Origin of the sequence: Vibrio sp. 10N.222.49.C9 (genome assembly GCF_041474985.1) — a bacterium.
Lineage (GTDB): Bacteria > Pseudomonadota > Gammaproteobacteria > Enterobacterales > Vibrionaceae > Vibrio > Vibrio crassostreae_C.
Genome location: NZ_JBFRVD010000028.1, coordinates 21,192 through 39,066 on the forward strand (window position 1 = coordinate 21,192; position 17,875 = coordinate 39,066).

Genomic DNA, 17,875 nt, shown 5'->3' on the forward strand with positions numbered 1-17,875 from the left:
AGTGCCTTTAATTTTCTCATTACAAAAGATGATAAGTAATTGATGTAAAGATTGGTTTTATGAATTTATAAAGTTCAAGAGTTTTGACGACACTAGGGGTTAGGTCAAAAGAGGTTAGATAAATTTACGGCCCTCAGAATGAGAGCCGTAGAAGGTTAATTTGCTTATTTAGTGGCTTAGAAGCTTTAGTAAATTAGAAGATTAAAACTTCAAAAACCTAGAAGCACAATAAATCCGATATTTAACGAAATCAGTTCGAAGGCTTGAACTGAGATTTACGCATACGGTTCAGAGCAGCCATCACATCTAACGTTCTTGGTTTCGCTAGGTCACCGTAGTTAGGCATGTTAGCGTGCCATTCGTTTTCTAAAATAGCGTTAAACTCTTTAGCAGGGTTGTTTGACCAACCTGGAGTTTGTGCGAATTGGAACCAAGCCCAACCGATCGCATTCACTTCAGACGGTGATTCTAATTGCTCAAGCGCAGAAAGGTCTGCAAACTCTTTACCAAAACGCAGTGACTCTTTGCCTTTAGCATTAACACGGAATTTACCGTCAGTCAGAATGTTCATCAGTGAAGCACGGTTCAATGAACGCGGTACAAACGTTTCTAAAGCAGTTTCACATTCGTTAGTACGCTGAGTAGGGTGCTGAGCAATCACGTCTTTTGCTTTTTCAGTCACATCTACCGCTTGGTAGTCGTGCATTTGAATCACAGTGTTCGCGACATCTAGGTAATCACCAGAGCCACCCATTACAACAATGGTAGAGATATCCATCTCTTCACGAAGCTGACCAATGCGGTCGACAAGTGGTGTGATTGGCTCATCGCCTTTTGACACTAGCGCTTGCATACGCTCGTCACGAATCATGAAGTTAGTCGCTGACGTATCTTCATCGATAAGTAGAGTTTGAACGCCGGCTTCAATCGATTCTTGTAACCAAGCCGCTTGAGACGTAGAACCTGACGCATCTTGTGTGCTGAAGTCAGATGTGTCTTTCTGCATTGGTAAATGGTTGATGTAGTTTGACAGGTTCAAGCTGTGCACACATCGACCATCTTCAGCGCGGATCTTCATCGTATCAATCGCAGTTACAATGCCTTCGCGACCGTCACCAGGAATATGGTTGTAGATAGAACGTTCAACGGCGTTCAACAGTGTCGATTTACCATGGAAACCACCACCAACGATCAGCGTAATGCCTTTTGGAATGCCTAGGCCGGTCACGTCACCTTGGTTTGGAGTATTTAACGTAACACTCAATGATTCTGGAGCCGCGAAAGGTACCGCGTCTTTCATTGGAAGGTCGCAGTTACCCGCGATACGAGGTAACACACTGCCGTTTGCAACGAAAGCGGCTAGGTTGTTTTCATCCAATTGAGCACGCAGCGCTTCTTGGTCTTCAATCGTTTCACAATGTTTGATCATTGCATCGATGTTTAACTCACGCTCAAGCGTCGCGCGACGAATAAACTTCGGTAAGTAGAAAGTGATGATGTTGTTCGCTTTCTTAGCAAGAATGCTACGACCATCAGCTGGTAAATTAATACGGAAACGAATTTCGATGCCGTGGTCTGTGAATACAACAGCTGTGTTGTCTAATACGGTTTGACCCGTCAGCGCGATAGAAACGGTCGACTCTTGTTTCGCGAACTCAGAGAAGCTACGTGCGATAAAGTCACGAGCGGCTACTTGGTATTCGTAAGATTTTTCTTTCAGCCAATCTAACCCGGTCAAAGACCACGCGCGCGTTGCACGAAAACGAGAAGCTGACGCGTATGGGTCACCTTGGATGTGGTCGATGTGTAATTCAAAATCAGCAAAGTCGTATTGACCTTTAATTTGTTGATATGCACGGTAGTTTTGTTTTTCGAGCTTTTTAAGCTTTGCAGTCAACTGATCCATAACGAGGAATGCCTATATAAGGGGAAAGATAAAAACAGAAAGGCGGCGATTATAAAAATCACCACCTTTAGAGTAAAGAGAAAGTAGGCCTAAATCCAAAACTAACTGCTCTTTTTCGCTTTAAGCGTAACGAGTTGTCCCCAAATAGTTTTGATTGATTAAGCTGTGTTCGAATTCTTGGCTCGGCATTGGTCTTCCGTAAAGGTAACCTTGGCCCACATCGCAGCCTTCGTTAATAATAAATTGCTCCTGAACCTCCGTTTCTATGCCTTCAATCGTCACTTTTAAGTCGAGCTTTTTGGCAATTTGGACAATAGAACGAACAATTTCCGAGTCTTCGTGTGAGTTGAGCATTTGGTCGATAAAGCTCTTATCAATCTTAATGGTGTCGAATGGGAACTTCTTCAGATAACTGAAGGAGGCGTAGCCCGTACCGAAGTCATCTAGTGACAATGTAACGCCAATATCGTGCAAAGATCCCAAGGTATTCTTGGCAACCACTTCATCTGCTATCAGTCCACTCTCCGTAACTTCAAGTTCTAAGAAACGAGGCTCTAAATGATAGGTTTCGAGTAGGTGAACCACTTGTTCCGCAAAGTGTACGTTCTTGAGTTGAATTGCAGACACATTCACAGCCATCTTGAAATCTTCAACGTATTCGGACCACTCTTTGGCTTTTTCAATCGCATTGCGTAAAACAAAGCTGCCCACTTCGAAAATCAAACCGTTTTGTTCAGCCATGTGGATCAGGGTTTCGTTAGAGATATCACCCAAAACAGGATGTCGCCAACGAAGCAAAGCTTCAGCACCGACCCAGCGATGCGTCAACGGGCTAACTTTGGGTTGAAAGTAGAGCATAAGGTCATCATTACGAACGGCTTGAAGCAAATAGCCTTCGATCTTATTAATGTGAGTTTGTTCTTCGGTATGGGATTGAGAGTAGTAAGCGAACTTTTGTCCTGAATCTTTGCAGGCTAACATCGCTTCAGAAGATTTCTGCAGAATGCTTTCCGCGTCATCTTCGTCGTTCGTAATTGCAATCCCAATAAACGCGTGCAAATGCACTTTGTCACTTTCGATGTCGAATTCTGAATGACCAACTTTAACGAGCGTCTGGCAAAGTTCTTCAAGGCGATGGTGTAAATCTTTAACGCTAAACGCCAATACGAGGTCAACCGAAGTAGGGCGTGCAGTTAATACATCGATATCAGAAATACAGTCGATGCGTTTTCGGTATTCAACAAGCACTTGGTCTAACGCGTTATAGCCGTAGCGTGCTTGTATGCGTCTACCGTTGGTAAAACCAATATGAACGACTGCAAATGAGCTGTCTGTCAGCCTTCTCTGTGACAGTAGCTTGTGGTTTAAGCGAGATTCAAATGCGTTTCGGTTTAAAAAGCCGGTGCCGAGGTCGTGATTCTTTTGGAAGTTAATCTTCTGTTCAGCCGCTTTTCGTTTATCAATTTCTTGATTCAACGAGTAATTAAGGCTCGCGAGATCTTTAGTGCGATTGTAAACGCGGTTTTTTAGGTCGCGATTCATTTGGGTAAGCTTGGCGTGTTGGAATAGGGTTTTAAGCTGAGATTCAATCGAAGTCCGAAAGCTCTCTAACAGTTTGATATAAGTAGGGGTGTAGTGATTCTCTTTCGAGTCCAAGATACAAATGGTGCCAAACAGTTCACCGTTAGGCCAAAGTAATGGAATACCACAATAGGAGACTAAGCCGAGTTTGATGTCTGGGTTGTTGTCCCACTTAGGATCGGCAAGCGCGTTAGGCACAAGAAGCTGTCGTTGAGTTTCCATCACTGTTTCGCAGTACAGCCCATTCCCCAGCGTTTCAGAATCACCTTTGTTGTATGGGTTGTTCTCGCTACGACTGGTTGAAAAAACTTCAATGTAATTGGCGTGAACACGCATGATTAGTGCTGCGGGCACTTGAGTAATTTGAGCTAAGAGGTCGACAATATTCTGCCAACCGTGCTCCATATCGTCTGGGATATCTAAATCGAGAGTTTTTATTTTCTTCATATGACTCCGAGTCAATTATGCTAAATGCATCAACACATCCTGTGTTAATTATGATGAACCAAAGAAAACTGTGAATCTTACGTTAACTAAGTATAAGAAATGTTGCACGAAAAAACCTCCGCAATTATGCAGAGGTTTTCAAATGTGAATCCGGGTCTCAGTAATGAGATAATTTTAGATTAAGGCTTTAACTTTATAAAATCTTCTGTATTAAGTTTCTGGCTATAATCTACCGATGGTTGAGCAAACCCATTTAATTGTAGAAATTCTTCTTTAAACCCTTGGTAATCCCCTAAGGTTTGGAAGTTATTTTCGTCCATCTTTTCTAGCAGTTCAGTTACGTGCGCTTGGGTTTCTGGGTCTAATTCCCAATCATCCATACGGATCAATCGCTCACCATCAAGTGGTACTTTGGATTGACCATAAAGTTTACTGCCAAACAGACGCTGCATTTGTTGGATACAACCTTCGTGGGTCTCTTTCTCTTTCATCACCTTATACAAAGCAAGTAAGTAAGGGCTTAATCCAGGGATGAAAACGCTCGCTTTAGTGACTAGGGCTTTACATACCGCCGCGTAAGCGTTGCCATCAAAGTTAGCTAACTCTAGATTAAGAGCGTGGCTGGTTTGGTGAAGGTCGATCTTAGCGCGTCCCAATGTACCGTCTAAATAGATAGGATGTGTGACTTCTGGACCCACATAAGAAAACGCGATTGTCTTACAACCCGGAGCAATAGATTCTGCGTTGATGAGCTCATCTATCCATTGTTCCCAATCTTCGCCTCCCATCACTTTGAGTGTGCTTTCGGCTTCTTCTTCTGTTGCAGCGTCGAGCGTGTTGGTCACCCAGTCGTCGTGCTCAAGGGAAATCGTCGCGCCAGTAACGCTTTCGCCAATCGGTTTAATAGCTGAGCGCCAAAATTCATCGGAGTCTGGTTTTGGTCTCACACCTGCGGCTAAGCTGTAAATGATGAGATCGACTTCACCTTCGAAGTAGGTTTCAATGGCTTCGACAACTTGTGAGCGTGTTTCTTGCGAAAATGCGTCGCCAACGATGTTGATAGCAGTGCGTTGCTCTCGTTCGGCTTCTTTTTTGAAGTAGATGTTGTTGTACCAACCAGCACTACCTAGGGATTTTTCGTTTGGACCGCGCTCGAATGAGACGCCGATAGTGTCAGCTTTTGCGCCGCCAAAGGTAAGGGCAATACGAGCGGCAAGGCCAAAGCCTGAGGAAGCGCCGATAATCAGTACTCGTTTAGGGCCATCTTTGATTTGCGGCGCACTCTTAACAAACTTGATTTGTTGCTTTACGGCTTCTTGACAGCCAAGAGGGTGAGCGCTTTTGGCTACCACACCCTTGATAACAGGTTCGATCAGCATAAATAACCTTACAGTTAACGGTGATATGCACTCAGGCTAACGTAAAGCTGTGTAAAATTTATTGAGCTAGACCATTAAAACTTAAAGATACTGATATAATTCTTCGGCGACGAATTCAGCAATCCAAGGTTGAGCTTCTGGTTTTGGATGCAGTCCATCGTTCATCATCCACTCAGGTTTGAGGATGATATGCTCTAGGAAAAACGGCAAAAGTGGCACGTTTTGTTGATCAGCAAGCGCTGCAAAAACGTATTCAAACTGCTGGTTGTAACGCTTTCCGTAATTTGGTGGGATTTTAATCTGCATCATTATAGGTTTGGCGCCCGCAGCTTTTATCTGCTCAATGATCTGCTCAAGATTTGCAGACATCAGCTTAGGTGGGAAACCACGAAGTCCATCATTCGCACCAAGTTCGATAAGAACGGTGTCTGGAGCATGTTCTTCAAGTAGTTGAGGCAAACGAGCTAAACCATTGCCCGTTGTGTCACCAGAGATACTCCCGTTAACCACGGTAACCGCTTTATCATGTTTTGCTAGCGCGTCTGGCAACAAACTTGGCCAACTCTGTTTGATGTCCATGTTGTAACCAGCACTCAAACTATCGCCAAGTACCAATAACTTTGAATCTTGAGCTGACGCAGAGCCTTGAGCTAAAGAAGCGGTTGAAAATAAAATAAAAAATAAAAAGGAAATTAGTCGAGTCATGCATACATCCATCATTAAAGCAGAAGCTGTTTCCAAGACAGTGTCTACTAATCAAGAACATTTAACAATCCTAGAGCGCGTTGATATCGATATTCGTGAAGGCGAAACGGTCGCGATCGTAGGCACGTCTGGTGCAGGTAAATCGACCCTAATGACGCTGTTAGCTGGTCTTGATGTACCAACGAAAGGCGAAATCAGTTTATTAGGACAGCCACTTTCACTGCTTGATGATGAGGCAAGGGCTAAGATCCGCAGTGAATCGGTAGGGTTTGTATTTCAAAGCTTCTTGTTAATTCCAAGCCTTTCTGCGCTGCAAAATGTCACGTTACCTTGTTTGTTGAAGGGAGCAGACGAAGACATCGAACGCGCGACTGCTCTGCTTGAATCAGTAGGCTTGAAAGACAGGCTTGATCACTTGCCGTCTCAACTATCGGGTGGTGAGCAACAAAGGGTCGCGTTGGCGCGCGCATTTATGATTAAGCCAAAAATTCTTTTTGCCGATGAACCCACAGGCAACCTAGACCAACAAACGGCTGCCAAAATTGTCGAGTTGTTGTTTGAATTGAACTCATCCCATGGCACAACGTTAGTTTTGGTGACACACGATCCTAAGCTTGCACAACGTTGCCAAAGAACACTTAAGATGCATGTCGGTCAGATAGAGGAAGTCTAAATTGAATTCATCAAACGGACTGAATAAACGCCTGTTTTCATGGAGTATCGAAGAGATTCGACACGGTCAGTTGTGGCCAGTTTCAATCGCTTTAACGCTTATTATTGCTTGTGTATTTGCATTGTCGGCGCTGGCCGAACGTATGGAACAGGTAATTGTTAAGCAGGGCAAAGATGCGCTTACTGCCGATAGCGTGTTTATCTCAGCAAACCCTGTTCCACAATCCTTGTTAGACCTCACTCAAGTTGAACAGTTAGAAAGCTCTCAGTTGACTCGTTTTTCAACCATGGCATTCAGTGATAACTCAATGCAGTTAGTGACGGTAAAAGCAGTTGAAAGTAATTACCCATTACGCGGTGAAATGATCTTAGAGGGCGCTGATAAAGCATCAAGTAACCATGTTGAGCCAGGGGAACTTTGGTTAGACGAGCGTATATTTGCACAGTTAGAGGTTGAGATTGGTGACGTTGTCACTATTGGCGATGCCGATTTAGCGATAACTGGACGAATCACTCAAGAACCAGGCTTAAGCTTTAACCCATTCCAACAGATGCCAGCCGTTCTGATTCATACAAGCGATATTGATGCCACGGGAGCGATTCAACCGGGCAGTCGTGTTAGTTTTAGGCTGTTTCTCAACGGTGATGATACAAAACTGCAAGCCGCGCAAGACAGCGTAGAATTAACACCAAGCGATCGCTGGCGTACTCAAGATTCTGCGAGCCGTACTAACGACATGTTCGAAAGCACGACTCAATATCTTTCGTTAACCGTTGCAATTGTTGTGATTATGGCTGCGACCACTTTGGTACTCACTTGCCAACATTATGTTGCGAGTCGCCGTAAAACCATCGCGATGCTTAAGAGTTTAGGTGCAAGCAAGCAGTGGATCGTTAAATGGTTGTCTGTACAGGTATCTCTATTAGTGGTTATCGGTGCAGTACTGGGAATAACTATCGGTATCGGCTTAGAGTTTTTGCTTCGTATACCTCTGGGCGACTTATTACCAACGCCACTTCCTAGCTATGGTATTGAACCTGCGATCTTGGCGATTTTATCAAGCATCTTAATTGGTGTTCCTGCTCTTGGTATCCCGTTAATTGGCTTGGTCAATACCTCGGCAATCAGCGTTATTCAATCAAGTCACCAGTCTAATGAAAGCTACAAGAAATATTTGTTGTTACTGGTACCGACTATTCCAATGATGCTGATGTATGGCGACAATCTATTGGTATGGATAGTTCTAGCGGGTATCGCTTGCCTGTTCTTAGTGCTTGCGGTCGTTAGTACGCTTGTTCTGCGTTTGGTTAGTAAGTTGCCGACATCTACGTCTATGCGTTTAGCATTGAGTCGAATTAATCGCACACCTTTAGCAACTGGGATTCAATTTGGCTCTTTAGCGCTTTCACTGATGTTGCTGTCTATCATCTGGTTGGTAAGAAGTGATTTACTGTCAGATTGGCAGCAAACCTTGCCAGAGAACGCACCGAATGCGTTTGCACTTAACATTGCAAGTTATGAAAAAGACAGTTATCTCGAGACGATTGATGCAAACGAAGTAGAGCGTACTCAAGCGTTTCCAATTATCCGAGGACGACTGACGACGATAAACGGTGTTGAAGCGTCGGAATACAGCGATACCTCAGGCGAAACAGATGCACTAAGTCGAGAGATCAACTTCACTTGGGGAGATAGCTTGCCCGAGTACAATGAAGTGTTAGAAGGTAACTGGACGCAAGAGCATGGCGTATCTGTGGAATCGGATGTCGCGGAGCAACTGGATCTAAAGATTGGCGATGAGCTGTCATTCACAATCAACAGCCAGAATGTTTCTGCCAAGGTGAATAGCATCCGCAAAGTCGAGTGGCGAGAAATGAAGCCGAACTTCTACTTCATTTTTACTCCAGATGTCTTGAGTTCAATCCCTTCTACTTGGCTCGTGAGCTTCAGATTAGAAGAACAACACAATCAGATGCTCAATGAACTCTCTCGAAATCATCCAACCGTGAGTTTGATGGATATTCGCAAGATGGGTAGCAAGATCCAAGAGTTGCTTAAGCAGATTGTTTGGTCGATTACCGTACTTGCGGCGTTAGGTGTGGTGGCGGGGCTGTTGCTTATCTTCACTCTATTGCGATTGAGCTTATCTCAAAGACAACAAGAGATACGCTTGTATCGAACATTAGGCGCGAGTAAGAAGCGAATTCTCAATACTATTTGGTGTGAGTACGGTTTAATGGCGTTAGTCGCAGGCTCAATTGCAGCCCTTGGTTCTGAGCTCAGCGTGGCAGGAGTGATGAACTTTGGTTTTGAGTTACAACCTTCACTTCACCCGATGTTGTGGATAGCGCTACCGGTGCTAACGTTCATCACATTAGCCGCGGTAGTGAATAGCTTAATCAAACGTTTGTTGGCACCAGTAAACAAGGATTTTGGCTAGTCGTTAGCGAGATCTAGCCAAGCGCTTAAAACGGTCTAAAAGTGAGATTATTTATACTTAGTCATGCACTATTTATAATACGTCGCTTTAGACCGTTTTTTATTTAACCAACCGGTAGCATAAGTAAAAAATATCGCACCTTAGATTCCACTGTTTTTAGCATTTTTTAAAACTAATTACCCAATAATGCCGATTTAATGAACAGCGGTTAGTCCCTGTAAACAAAGGGTTTGCGCAACTTAGCAAGAACGTTATCAACAGTTATCCACAAAAACGGTGGATAACTTTAGGGATAAGTTAACCGCTATGTTTTAAGAGTACTGAGGCAGCCTTTATGTGGCGTCACTTAGGACAAATTTGACTGTTAGAATAACCTTTAAAACCCTATCTGGAGTTATTGAGTCAAGAGATTATTTATGTTTTTTACATAGATATTAAATCCCGCCTATCTAAGACCTTGATAAAAATGTGTTTTAATTCATCGCAGAACAAAAGTAGAATAGAGGCAGTTAATCCTATTCTACAGAACACGATGAACCACAACAAAACGGATACAAATCAACCTTCTATTGCCATTGTTGGTGGTGGTATTGCCGGAACAACGAGCGCGATTCACTTTAGTGAGTTGGGTTTTAAGGTCACTATCTTAGAAAAAGGGCCGAGTTTGGTTAATGGTCCACCAATTTGCCACCTGCACGCTGGCGGCAATTTGTATCGAGATATTTCTGTAGAGCAGTGTCTTCAATTGCTCACACAGTCAATTGATACCGTCCGCTTATTCCCTCATACGATCAATATTCGTCCGACAATCATCGCCGTTCCGCACAGTGATGGTGGAGAGCCGTTGGATCTGCTTCCTCGTCTCAAGATAATCAAAAGCGCTTATGCCGATCTTGTTAAACAAGATAAAAGCAACCAAGTGCTCGGTGATCCGGAAGAGTATTATAAGCTGTACAGCAAAGAAGATTTATTAGCACTTTCTGCGAAAACACAGCCTCTGAAACCAACATCGCTTGATGATTGGTGTATTCCTTTCGCCAAGCATACGGATTTAGAGACCCTAAAGTATCCTGTTGCGATGGTCCAAGAGTATGGCTGGAGCGTATTCCGACTTTCTGCGACCGCTCAACTCTCTTTGGGGCAACAAGCTAACTGTACTGTGTTAACCAACAGCCGATTACAATCTGTTGAGTCGACAGGTCAAGGTTGGTCTTTGACTTATACCGATGCCGAAAACCAAAGCTGCCAACTAACGACCGATTACTTGATTAATGCGAGTGGGTTTGAAACGGGTATCGTAGATGACTTTGTTGGCTCTAAGCAGCAAAGACTTGTTGAGTTTAAAGCTGCATACGTTACAGAGTGGCCATATTCGCAAGAATGTAAGGAAGAGTGGCCAGAAGTTATCTTCCATGGCCCGAGAGGCACACCGCAAGGCATGGCGCAATTAACGCCGTATGCTGATGGTGTGTTCCAACTTCACGGCATGACAGAAGGGATTACTCTGTTTGAGGGTGGGCTTGTTTCATCGTCAACAGACTCGTCACAGCCACAGTTGCCTTCGAAGCTGCTTAAGAAAATCGTATCGGGTTGGAGTGAAGATCAGCTTGAATTAAGAACTCGCGCGGCAATAACGCATATGTCTCAGTTCATCCCAAGTTTCAGTTCTGCATTGGTCGGTGGTAAACCTTTGTTTGGTGCACAACAGATTCCGGGAACCGATCCAAGCTTAAGAGCTTCAGACGTTTCATTCTGTGGGGATCGCTATGCTCGACTTGAAGTAGTAAAAGCTTCTTCAACATTAGAAGCGGCACAAAAGGTCGCTGAGCAATGGTTTGATGTATCAGAGGCGGCATCTATTGAAGACACACACTCAGTGACAATGTCACTTAATCTAAATGATATTGAAAACAGAGCGATAGATTTGACACAAGAACGTGGATACCCAGAAGCGCTTGCCAAGGTGTCAGGTCAAGATCACGCTTAATAGCCTATAATTGGTCTATCATCATCGACTGCGTTTAATTTCTTCAATTCGGCTTACTGTAATAGGTAAGCCGAATCTTCATTTCAACATCTGCTTAGATACCGAACCTCATCTAAATGACATCTTCCTAGTTGATTATTCTCAGCTACATAGCATTTAGCACATAACACATCGCAAAAACTAATAGCCGAAAAACTGAGCCCATTGGCACCAAACATCTTGTAAGCCCAAGCGATCGCCCTTGCTGAACGATATCGCATGTCCAGGTTTTGCTTGCGCCAAGCGTGGTAAATCGATTCTGGCGACACATCCTATCTTCGGATAACCACCTATGGTCTGTCTATCATTAAGCAGCACGATAGGCTGTCCATCTGGTGGAATTTGAATCGCACCTAGGGCAATGCCTTCTGACAATAGCGAAATGTCAGGCGAGTCTACGGGCTCGCCACTGAGTCGATAACCCATCCGATTAGAGTTTTGGTCAACGTGATACTGCGCGTTATACAAAATCTCTCTTGCTGACTCGGAGAATAGCTCGCTTTGATAGCCTTCAATCACTCGTAGGTTCACGGGTAGATTGTAATCAGGTGTGTATCGGAAGGTAACACTCAACGCTTTAAATGGATGAGAGAGTTGGTGTTGGGTAAAAGCGATTTGTTGCCCTTGCTGGCATGGCTCGCCATCTTGCGTTAATCCACCAATCTTTTCACGAGTGACTGTAGAGCAGCTATCAAGAGTTGATGGAACATCGAAACCGCCCTTAATGGCTAAATACGCCCTTAGACCATTTTTAGGCAAACCAAATGAGAGAACTTGCCCCTTAAAAGCTTGAAAAGTGCTCCAGTTAGCCTGTGGTTTACCATCGAGTTTCGCTTGTAAATCACCCCCGCATAGTGCCATCTCGCAATCAAAATCGATTCTCAACGCACATTGCCCAAGCGTGATTTCCAACGCCGCTTGGTTGACTGGGTTGCCCAATAGATGGTTAGCCCAGCTATAAGAGTAGTCATCAACCGGTCCACCTTGCGTTAATCCAAGATGAGCAACACCAAATCGCCCAAAGTCTTGAATCAAACTCAACGGGCCGGGCTTAATCACTGTCAGTGTTGGTTTAGTTTTTGTCTTAGCCATTTACGATGCCTCCACCCAACTCTACAAATTCTTTTTTTGAAATCGCTATGAAACGGACGGTATCACCAACATTAAGCAGAGACAGTGGTCTTTGCGTGATATCGGCGTTCTTCAACTGGCTATGATCGAACAACGGAAGTGGGCAATTGCCAATAATATTCCAACCGCCCGGTGAATCCGAAGGGTACACAGCTGTTTTCGTATCCGCGATGGCGATACTGCCTTTGGGCACAATTAAGCGGGGTGTGGAGTGACGGGGCAAGGCAAGCTCATTAACCACATCCGACATAAAGGCAAAGCCAGGCGTAAACCCAATCGCACTGACGCTGTATGTCTGTGAGGTGTGATGTTGAATTATCTGGTCGAGCGACAGGCCTTTGTTTTGATATCGGTCTAAATCGAGCGCCGTTTCTGGTGAGTAATAGGCAGGAAGCTCAATCGTATCGCGAGTTTTACTAACACTAGAAAAGGACGACAGAGCATGACTCAACAAATTATTGAGCTGTTCAATGAGCTGCTGTTCTGATATTCGATAAGGGAGGTAGTCGACCAATATTGTTTGGTAAGCCGGTGTCACATTCATCAACACCGATGCTAAGTTTTGGCGAATGGCATCGGAAAAGTGAGCTATGTATTGCGCATATTCGGCGCTAGATTGATTATTTGAAGGCGATAGCGTCAAGGTCGCCAAAACGCTGCATTCCGCGATTGGCGCTATATTGTATTCAATCTGATTCGTCGTCATTTCGTTTCCATACGTTTGTTTGCTTACTTGGCGTGTCTCACTTCCGTGTCCAAGCCAATACAAATCAATTAGATCTCACGAGCGATTAGACCATGCGTCATACCAATCACACGCTTCATACTAATTAAAAGCGTTGAGGTCTTGTCTGATTTTTCTAATTAATGCGATGGATTGAGGGTTATCACCATGAACACAGATAGTATCAGCTTCAATAGGCAGTCTTTCGCCCTCTAAAGTCGTAACCGAGCCATAGTTAATGATTTGCATAACTTGGTTATAGATATCGTCTTGATTGACGTAAACCGAGCCTTTTTGAGTACGTGGCGCTAATTGTCCGTTATTTAAATAAGCACGGTCGGCAAACGCTTCAAACAAGAGAGGCAAGTCATGGTCGTCAGCAATATCCAAATACTGTTGATTGTCTGATGAAGAGAGAATCATCAACGGGATGTTAAATTCAGCGACGGCTTGGGCTACCGCATTGAACACATCAATGTTTGCCATCATATCGTTATAAAGAGCGCCATGAGGTTTCACATAGCCAACAGTGGTATGGTGATAGCGGCAAAGGGCTTGTAATGCACCGACTTGATAACAAACCAGCTCACTGATTTCGTCCATGGTGTGTGGAATAGAACGGCGACCAAAACCAACGAGATCTTGATAACCGGGATGAGCACCAATTTGGGTGTGATAGTGCTGCGCCAGTTTTATCGTCTTGGACATAACGTGCGGATCAGACGCGTGGAAGCCACAAGCGATGTTTGCCATATCGACCCATTCCATGACCGACTCGTCATCGCCCATCTTCCAATTGCCGAAACTTTCTCCCATGTCGCAATTAAGCAAAATCTTCGTTGTCACGTGGTGCTAATCCTTTACGTTGAGGTAAGTAATGACGGTCTTATAAATACCATAAATAAACAGTGACCTAACTCAAACTTTCGACACCGTAGATTTACCAGTATGGCATTTCATATATAGTTGAACTATTGATTAAAGGATTAATATCTATCTGTATATTAGGTGAGCACATGATATCCCGCCAGGTTTGCTTAGGACTAGCATTAATGATACCTGTTTTTGTCTCTGCTCAAGAAAACTCTCTAGACCAGCTGATGTCGATGAGCCTTGAAGAGTTGTCTATGTTAGATGTCGAAATGGAAACGGCTTCGAAAGTGACACAAAAACTTACCGAGATTTGTGTCAACCAAGAGTCCGTATATGTGAGGGTCTCTCATGAATTCTAAGTGGCTCAAGTACCGTATTAAGCTCGGTTTTACTAAACTCAGCCTTGCCACTTTAGCTATGTTTATTGTGCCTTTGAATACATCGGCGGCTAGCTTCAAGCCTTATGAAGTGAAAGCGGTGTACCTTTTTAGAATTGCCAACTTTATTCGTTGGAACGACGAGAGCACCATGAATACGGTTAACTTCTGTGTGATTGGAGATGAGAAGGTAAGCAAAGCACTGACGTCGATTACACAAGGAAAATCTATTCGTTCGCTCGCTATCCGAGTTCAACAGTCGATTACTTCTAAGTGTGATATTACGTATTTGTCTGACCGTAAAAATGACCAATTTCTTAGTCAAGAGCACTCGCCACATACTGTGACAATCAGTGATATCCCTAACTTTACGGACTTAGGTGGAATCATTGAACTCACGCACATCGATAATAAGCTCAAACCTAAGATCAATCTAGAGAACGCAAGGCGCGGTGACTACGTCATTGGCTCGAACCTGTTACGAATCGCTATAGTGGAGGGCCAATAATGTTGTCTTTCATTAATAACATATCGATTAAAAACAAGCTGATATTACCCATTATCATCTTCATCGCAGTCACTTTTGTAACGATCCAATCGGTAAATTACACTGTCACGTTTGAGAGAGAGAAAGAGAGTCTTATTCAGCGTGTTAAAGTGCTAGCACAAGGTGTTGCTTATAACTTGCAAGCCGCGATTTTATTTGAAGACAAGTCATCGGCTCAGGAAATATTGTCAGCTTTCGTCGCAGATAAAGATATTGTTAGAGTGAAGCTCTATGACATCAACGAACAGCTTTTTGCCAGCTATCAGGTGAGCAACACTCTGGTTCCAAGGCCAAACGCAGAAGAATTAGACGATATCGCCGATCATCAATTTGCCATCTCTGAGCATTTCATCTTCTTGCTCGTTCCAGTGACACTGGATGGCGCAGTGATCGCGAACTTGAGAGTAACAATATCGAAAGAGACGTTTAATTCGATCTTAACGAATATTTTCAAGGTTGCGGTCGTCTACCTGTTGTTTCTGGTGATGTTAGGCGGAGTAGTGGTCAAATTGGTGCAACGCTTGATTATCGAACCGATGTTTGACCTCAATGAGGCGATGCAAGCCTTTGTTGAGCGTCGTTCGAAGCAGCCTAAATTAGTCGTAACGAACCGCGATGAAATCGGCGATCTGGTTCGAGCTTTCAATACCATGTTAGAAAGGCTTCAACATCGCGATAACCAAATCAATTTTACGTTAGACAAGTTACAAGAAGAAAAATCATTCGCAAATGAGGTCATTGAAACCGTTCAGCACTCTTTGTTGGTGGTGGATGAAAAAGGGCTCATTCTTCATGCGAACGCAGCTACTCGGGATATTTTTAAATGCTCGGAAGCCTTTCTTGAGAATTTGTTGATCCAAGAGTTGATCGCGACCAAGCAAACGGGTTACTTACAAGATGTTATTGATGCCAATATTGAACTTAATGACGAATTGCTGGAAACCACCGATCTCTTTCAATCAAAACGCTGGCTTCGTGTGAGCAGTCGTTCTTTGACAAAACATGGTCGTATTCTTTATGCAATCCAAGATGTCACCGACATAGAAACGGCCATGAGTCGCCAACGTATTGCTGCGGGTGTTTTCGAAAACAGTAAAGACGGCTTGATCGTGCTCAACTCATCCAATGTGATAACCATGGTTAACCCGGCGATCACACAACTTCTCGGTTATCACTCTGATCTGCTGGTGGGCAAAACACCATTTGAAGTATTTTCGTGGCAGCAATTTTCATCATTGATGCCGACAATTCGCAGTTCGTTAGAAAACTATGGTCAATGGCAAGGCGAAGTGTGGGAGAAAAGCGCGTCCGGCACGTTAGTTCCAATGTTTGTCAAAGTGAATCGAATTGCCTCAGACAACGAGAAAGACGAGTTTGATATGGTATTAACGCTGTCTGATTTATCCAACGTTAAAGAGATGGAAAGACTCGAACACTTGGCTCATCACGATGCATTAACCGGGTTAGCGAATAGAGCGCAGCTGTATAAGGTTATGGATGATGTTGTCACGTCGAGCCACTATTCAAATCAGCATTTTGCGGTTATTTACTTGGATTTGGATGGCTTCAAAGAAGTGAATGACAACTATGGTCACGATGCGGGTGACGAAATCCTTAAAGAAGTGTCAAACCGGTTATTATCTCAGGTAAGAGCGGGGGATTTGGTTGCACGTTTGTCGGGTGATGAATTTGTTCTTATTATTAAACAGACAAACAAAGTCTTATTAGCGAAGTTAGCCGAGCGATTGTTGGATCTGATCGGGCAAGAAGTGAATTATAAACAGCGTTCACTTCATGTTGGGGCGAGCTTAGGTATCAATTTAGTTGATGGCTCAGAGCGTGATATTGACGTGATTCTAAAGGTTGCTGATGAGGCTATGTACCAAGCGAAACGCAAAGGAAAAGGTCAGTTTGTGTTCGCTCGTGAGGGTAAATAGGCACCGGTGTTTGTGAGCTCACCCTAAATTGTTGTATCATAAGTGATAGGTTGAATATTTTTAATTAAAAGGTCTGCTAAACATGAATGTTTTAGTTACAGGTGGCATGGGTTACATTGGTAGCCATACAAGTATCCAGATGATCAACGCAGGTATGACACCTGTACTTTTTGATAGCTTGTATAACAGTAAACCAAGCGTGCTAGAGCGTATCGAAAAAGTATCAGGTGTTCGCCCTAATTTCATTGAAGGTGACGTTCGTGATAAAGCACTTTTGACTGAAACTATGAAGCAACACAACATTGAAGCCGTTATTCATTTCGCTGGCCTAAAGGCGGTTGGTGAATCTGTGGCTAAGCCTCTTGAATACTATGACAATAACGTGAACGGCACGTTAGTTCTTGTTGATGCAATGCGTGACGCTGGTGTGAAAACCTTAGTATTCAGCTCTTCAGCAACGGTCTACGGCGATCCTGCGAGTGTGCCTATCACAGAAGATTTTCCAACAAGCGCAACCAATCCTTACGGTCGTAGTAAGCTAATGGTTGAAGAGTGCTTAACCGATTTCCAAAAAGCCAATCCAGATTGGAGCATTACGCTGCTGCGTTACTTTAACCCAGTAGGTTCACACCCAAGTGGTGAGCTAGGTGAAGACCCGCAAGGTATTCCAAATAACCTAATGCCATTTGTCTCTCAAGTAGCAGTGGGCCGCCGTGAATTCCTATCTGTATTTGGTAGCGATTATCCAACAAAAGACGGGACTGGCGTTCGCGATTACATCCACGTAATGGATCTGTCTGATGGCCACATCGCAGCGCTTGAGAAAGTAGGGTGCAAAGACGGTCTTCATATCTACAACCTTGGTACGGGTAACGGTTCAAGTGTGTTAGACATGGTTAAAGCATTCGAACAAGCAAGCGGTAAAGAGATCCCTTACAAGCTAGTTGAACGCCGTCCTGGTGACATCGCAGAGTGTTGGGCAGATCCAGCTAAAGCTCAGAAAGAACTGGGCTGGAATGCAAGCCGCACATTGGCTGAAATGACCGAAGATACATGGCGCTGGCAGTCAACAAACCCGAATGGATTCCCTGGTTAACCTAGTGGTTTCGCATAGACAGGATCTTAAGAG

Annotated in this window: 13 protein-coding genes and 1 pseudogene; 7 read left to right on the top strand and 7 right to left on the bottom strand. The window is 43.9% G+C overall.

The genetic code is table 11. From position 1 onward, the window contains the following. Window positions 1–250: 250 nt before the first annotated feature. The 4 genes from AB4585_RS12760 to AB4585_RS12775 form a co-directional block, all read right to left on the bottom strand. Window positions 251–1,906 (bottom strand): ABC-ATPase domain-containing protein, encoded by a 1,656-nt coding sequence (locus AB4585_RS12760; RefSeq protein ID WP_017060076.1) that lies wholly within the window; start codon window positions 1,904–1,906, stop codon window positions 251–253. 120 nt (window positions 1,907–2,026) lie between these two features. Next, window positions 2,027–3,934 (bottom strand): GGDEF and EAL domain-containing protein, encoded by a 1,908-nt coding sequence (locus AB4585_RS12765; protein WP_017060077.1) that lies wholly within the window; start codon window positions 3,932–3,934, stop codon window positions 2,027–2,029. Window positions 3,935–4,113: 179 nt separating this feature from the next. After that, window positions 4,114–5,313 (bottom strand): enoyl-ACP reductase FabV, encoded by a 1,200-nt coding sequence (gene fabV, locus AB4585_RS12770; protein WP_136974599.1) that lies wholly within the window; start codon window positions 5,311–5,313, stop codon window positions 4,114–4,116. Between the two features lie 81 nt (window positions 5,314–5,394). Next, on the bottom strand, window positions 5,395–6,018 hold the full coding sequence (locus AB4585_RS12775; protein WP_017069908.1) for an arylesterase: 624 nt from the start codon (window positions 6,016–6,018) through the stop codon (window positions 5,395–5,397). Here AB4585_RS12775 and AB4585_RS12780 point away from each other — a divergent pair. The 3 genes from AB4585_RS12780 to AB4585_RS12790 all read left to right on the top strand — a co-directional run bounded on the left by AB4585_RS12780 (window position 6,017) and on the right by AB4585_RS12790 (window position 11,118). Next, entirely contained in the window at window positions 6,017–6,691 is a 675-nt protein-coding gene (locus AB4585_RS12780; protein WP_372133282.1) for an ABC transporter ATP-binding protein, read from the top strand. The two genes, AB4585_RS12775 and AB4585_RS12780, sit on opposite strands and share 2 nt — an antisense overlap. Before the next feature lies 1 nt (window position 6,692). Next, window positions 6,693–9,131: an ABC transporter permease gene (locus AB4585_RS12785; RefSeq protein ID WP_372133279.1), complete on the top strand. Its 2,439-nt coding sequence runs from the start codon at window positions 6,693–6,695 to the stop codon at window positions 9,129–9,131. A gap of 532 nt (window positions 9,132–9,663) precedes the next feature. Continuing rightward, window positions 9,664–11,118, top strand: a complete 1,455-nt coding sequence (locus tag AB4585_RS12790) for an FAD-dependent oxidoreductase (RefSeq protein ID WP_017060081.1) — start codon at window positions 9,664–9,666, stop codon at window positions 11,116–11,118. Window positions 11,119–11,298: 180 nt separating this feature from the next. Here the strand turns inward: AB4585_RS12790 and AB4585_RS12795 are convergent, their stop codons facing one another. The 3 genes from AB4585_RS12795 to AB4585_RS12805 all read right to left on the bottom strand — a co-directional run bounded on the left by AB4585_RS12795 (window position 11,299) and on the right by AB4585_RS12805 (window position 13,858). Further along, window positions 11,299–12,249 carry a biotin-dependent carboxyltransferase family protein gene (locus tag AB4585_RS12795; protein WP_372169978.1) on the bottom strand — a complete coding sequence of 317 codons (951 nt, stop codon included), beginning with the start codon at window positions 12,247–12,249 and terminating at the stop codon, window positions 11,299–11,301. Continuing rightward, on the bottom strand, window positions 12,242–12,994 hold the full coding sequence (locus AB4585_RS12800) for an allophanate hydrolase subunit 1 (protein WP_372133276.1): 753 nt from the start codon (window positions 12,992–12,994) through the stop codon (window positions 12,242–12,244). Before AB4585_RS12800 ends, AB4585_RS12795 begins: the two co-directional genes overlap by 8 nt. A 120-nt stretch (window positions 12,995–13,114) precedes the next feature. Beyond that, window positions 13,115–13,858, bottom strand: a complete 744-nt coding sequence (locus AB4585_RS12805; protein WP_017060084.1) for a 5-oxoprolinase subunit PxpA — start codon at window positions 13,856–13,858, stop codon at window positions 13,115–13,117. Window positions 13,859–14,028: 170 nt separating this feature from the next. Here AB4585_RS12805 and AB4585_RS12810 point away from each other — a divergent pair. The 4 genes and pseudogenes from AB4585_RS12810 to galE form a co-directional block, all read left to right on the top strand. Further along, window positions 14,029–14,223 (top strand): annotated as a pseudogene (locus AB4585_RS12810) (hypothetical protein); the annotation flags it as partial. Window positions 14,224–14,233: 10 nt separating this feature from the next. After that, window positions 14,234–14,770 (top strand): YfiR family protein, encoded by a 537-nt coding sequence (locus tag AB4585_RS12815; RefSeq protein ID WP_017071502.1) that lies wholly within the window; start codon window positions 14,234–14,236, stop codon window positions 14,768–14,770. Then, the gene (locus tag AB4585_RS12820; RefSeq protein WP_372169981.1) at window positions 14,770–16,746 is read left to right on the top strand and encodes a diguanylate cyclase domain-containing protein; all 1,977 of its coding nucleotides are present in this window, start codon (window positions 14,770–14,772) and stop codon (window positions 16,744–16,746) included. Before AB4585_RS12815 ends, AB4585_RS12820 begins: the two co-directional genes overlap by 1 nt. Window positions 16,747–16,828: 82 nt before the next feature. After that, the gene (gene galE / locus AB4585_RS12825; protein ID WP_372169982.1) at window positions 16,829–17,842 is read left to right on the top strand and encodes a UDP-glucose 4-epimerase GalE; all 1,014 of its coding nucleotides are present in this window, start codon (window positions 16,829–16,831) and stop codon (window positions 17,840–17,842) included. The last annotated feature ends 33 nt before the right edge of the window (window positions 17,843–17,875 follow it).

Excerpts from the sequence above, each read along its gene's own strand:
- AB4585_RS12760 (WP_017060076.1), bottom strand. The coding sequence starts at position 1,906 with ATGGATCAGTTGACTGCAAAGCTTAAAAAGCTCGAAAAACAAAACTAC.
- AB4585_RS12790 (WP_017060081.1), top strand. The coding sequence starts at position 9,664 with ATGAACCACAACAAAACGGATACAAATCAACCTTCTATTGCCATTGTT.
- fabV (WP_136974599.1), bottom strand. The coding sequence starts at position 5,313 with ATGCTGATCGAACCTGTTATCAAGGGTGTGGTAGCCAAAAGCGCTCAC.
- galE (WP_372169982.1), top strand. The coding sequence starts at position 16,829 with ATGAATGTTTTAGTTACAGGTGGCATGGGTTACATTGGTAGCCATACA.
- AB4585_RS12780 (WP_372133282.1), top strand. The coding sequence starts at position 6,017 with ATGCATACATCCATCATTAAAGCAGAAGCTGTTTCCAAGACAGTGTCT.
- AB4585_RS12800 (WP_372133276.1), bottom strand. The coding sequence starts at position 12,994 with ATGACGACGAATCAGATTGAATACAATATAGCGCCAATCGCGGAATGC.
- AB4585_RS12795 (WP_372169978.1), bottom strand. The coding sequence starts at position 12,249 with ATGGCTAAGACAAAAACTAAACCAACACTGACAGTGATTAAGCCCGGC.
- AB4585_RS12765 (WP_017060077.1), bottom strand. The coding sequence starts at position 3,934 with ATGAAGAAAATAAAAACTCTCGATTTAGATATCCCAGACGATATGGAG.
- AB4585_RS12815 (WP_017071502.1), top strand. The coding sequence starts at position 14,234 with ATGAATTCTAAGTGGCTCAAGTACCGTATTAAGCTCGGTTTTACTAAA.
- AB4585_RS12775 (WP_017069908.1), bottom strand. The coding sequence starts at position 6,018 with ATGACTCGACTAATTTCCTTTTTATTTTTTATTTTATTTTCAACCGCT.
- AB4585_RS12820 (WP_372169981.1), top strand. The coding sequence starts at position 14,770 with ATGTTGTCTTTCATTAATAACATATCGATTAAAAACAAGCTGATATTA.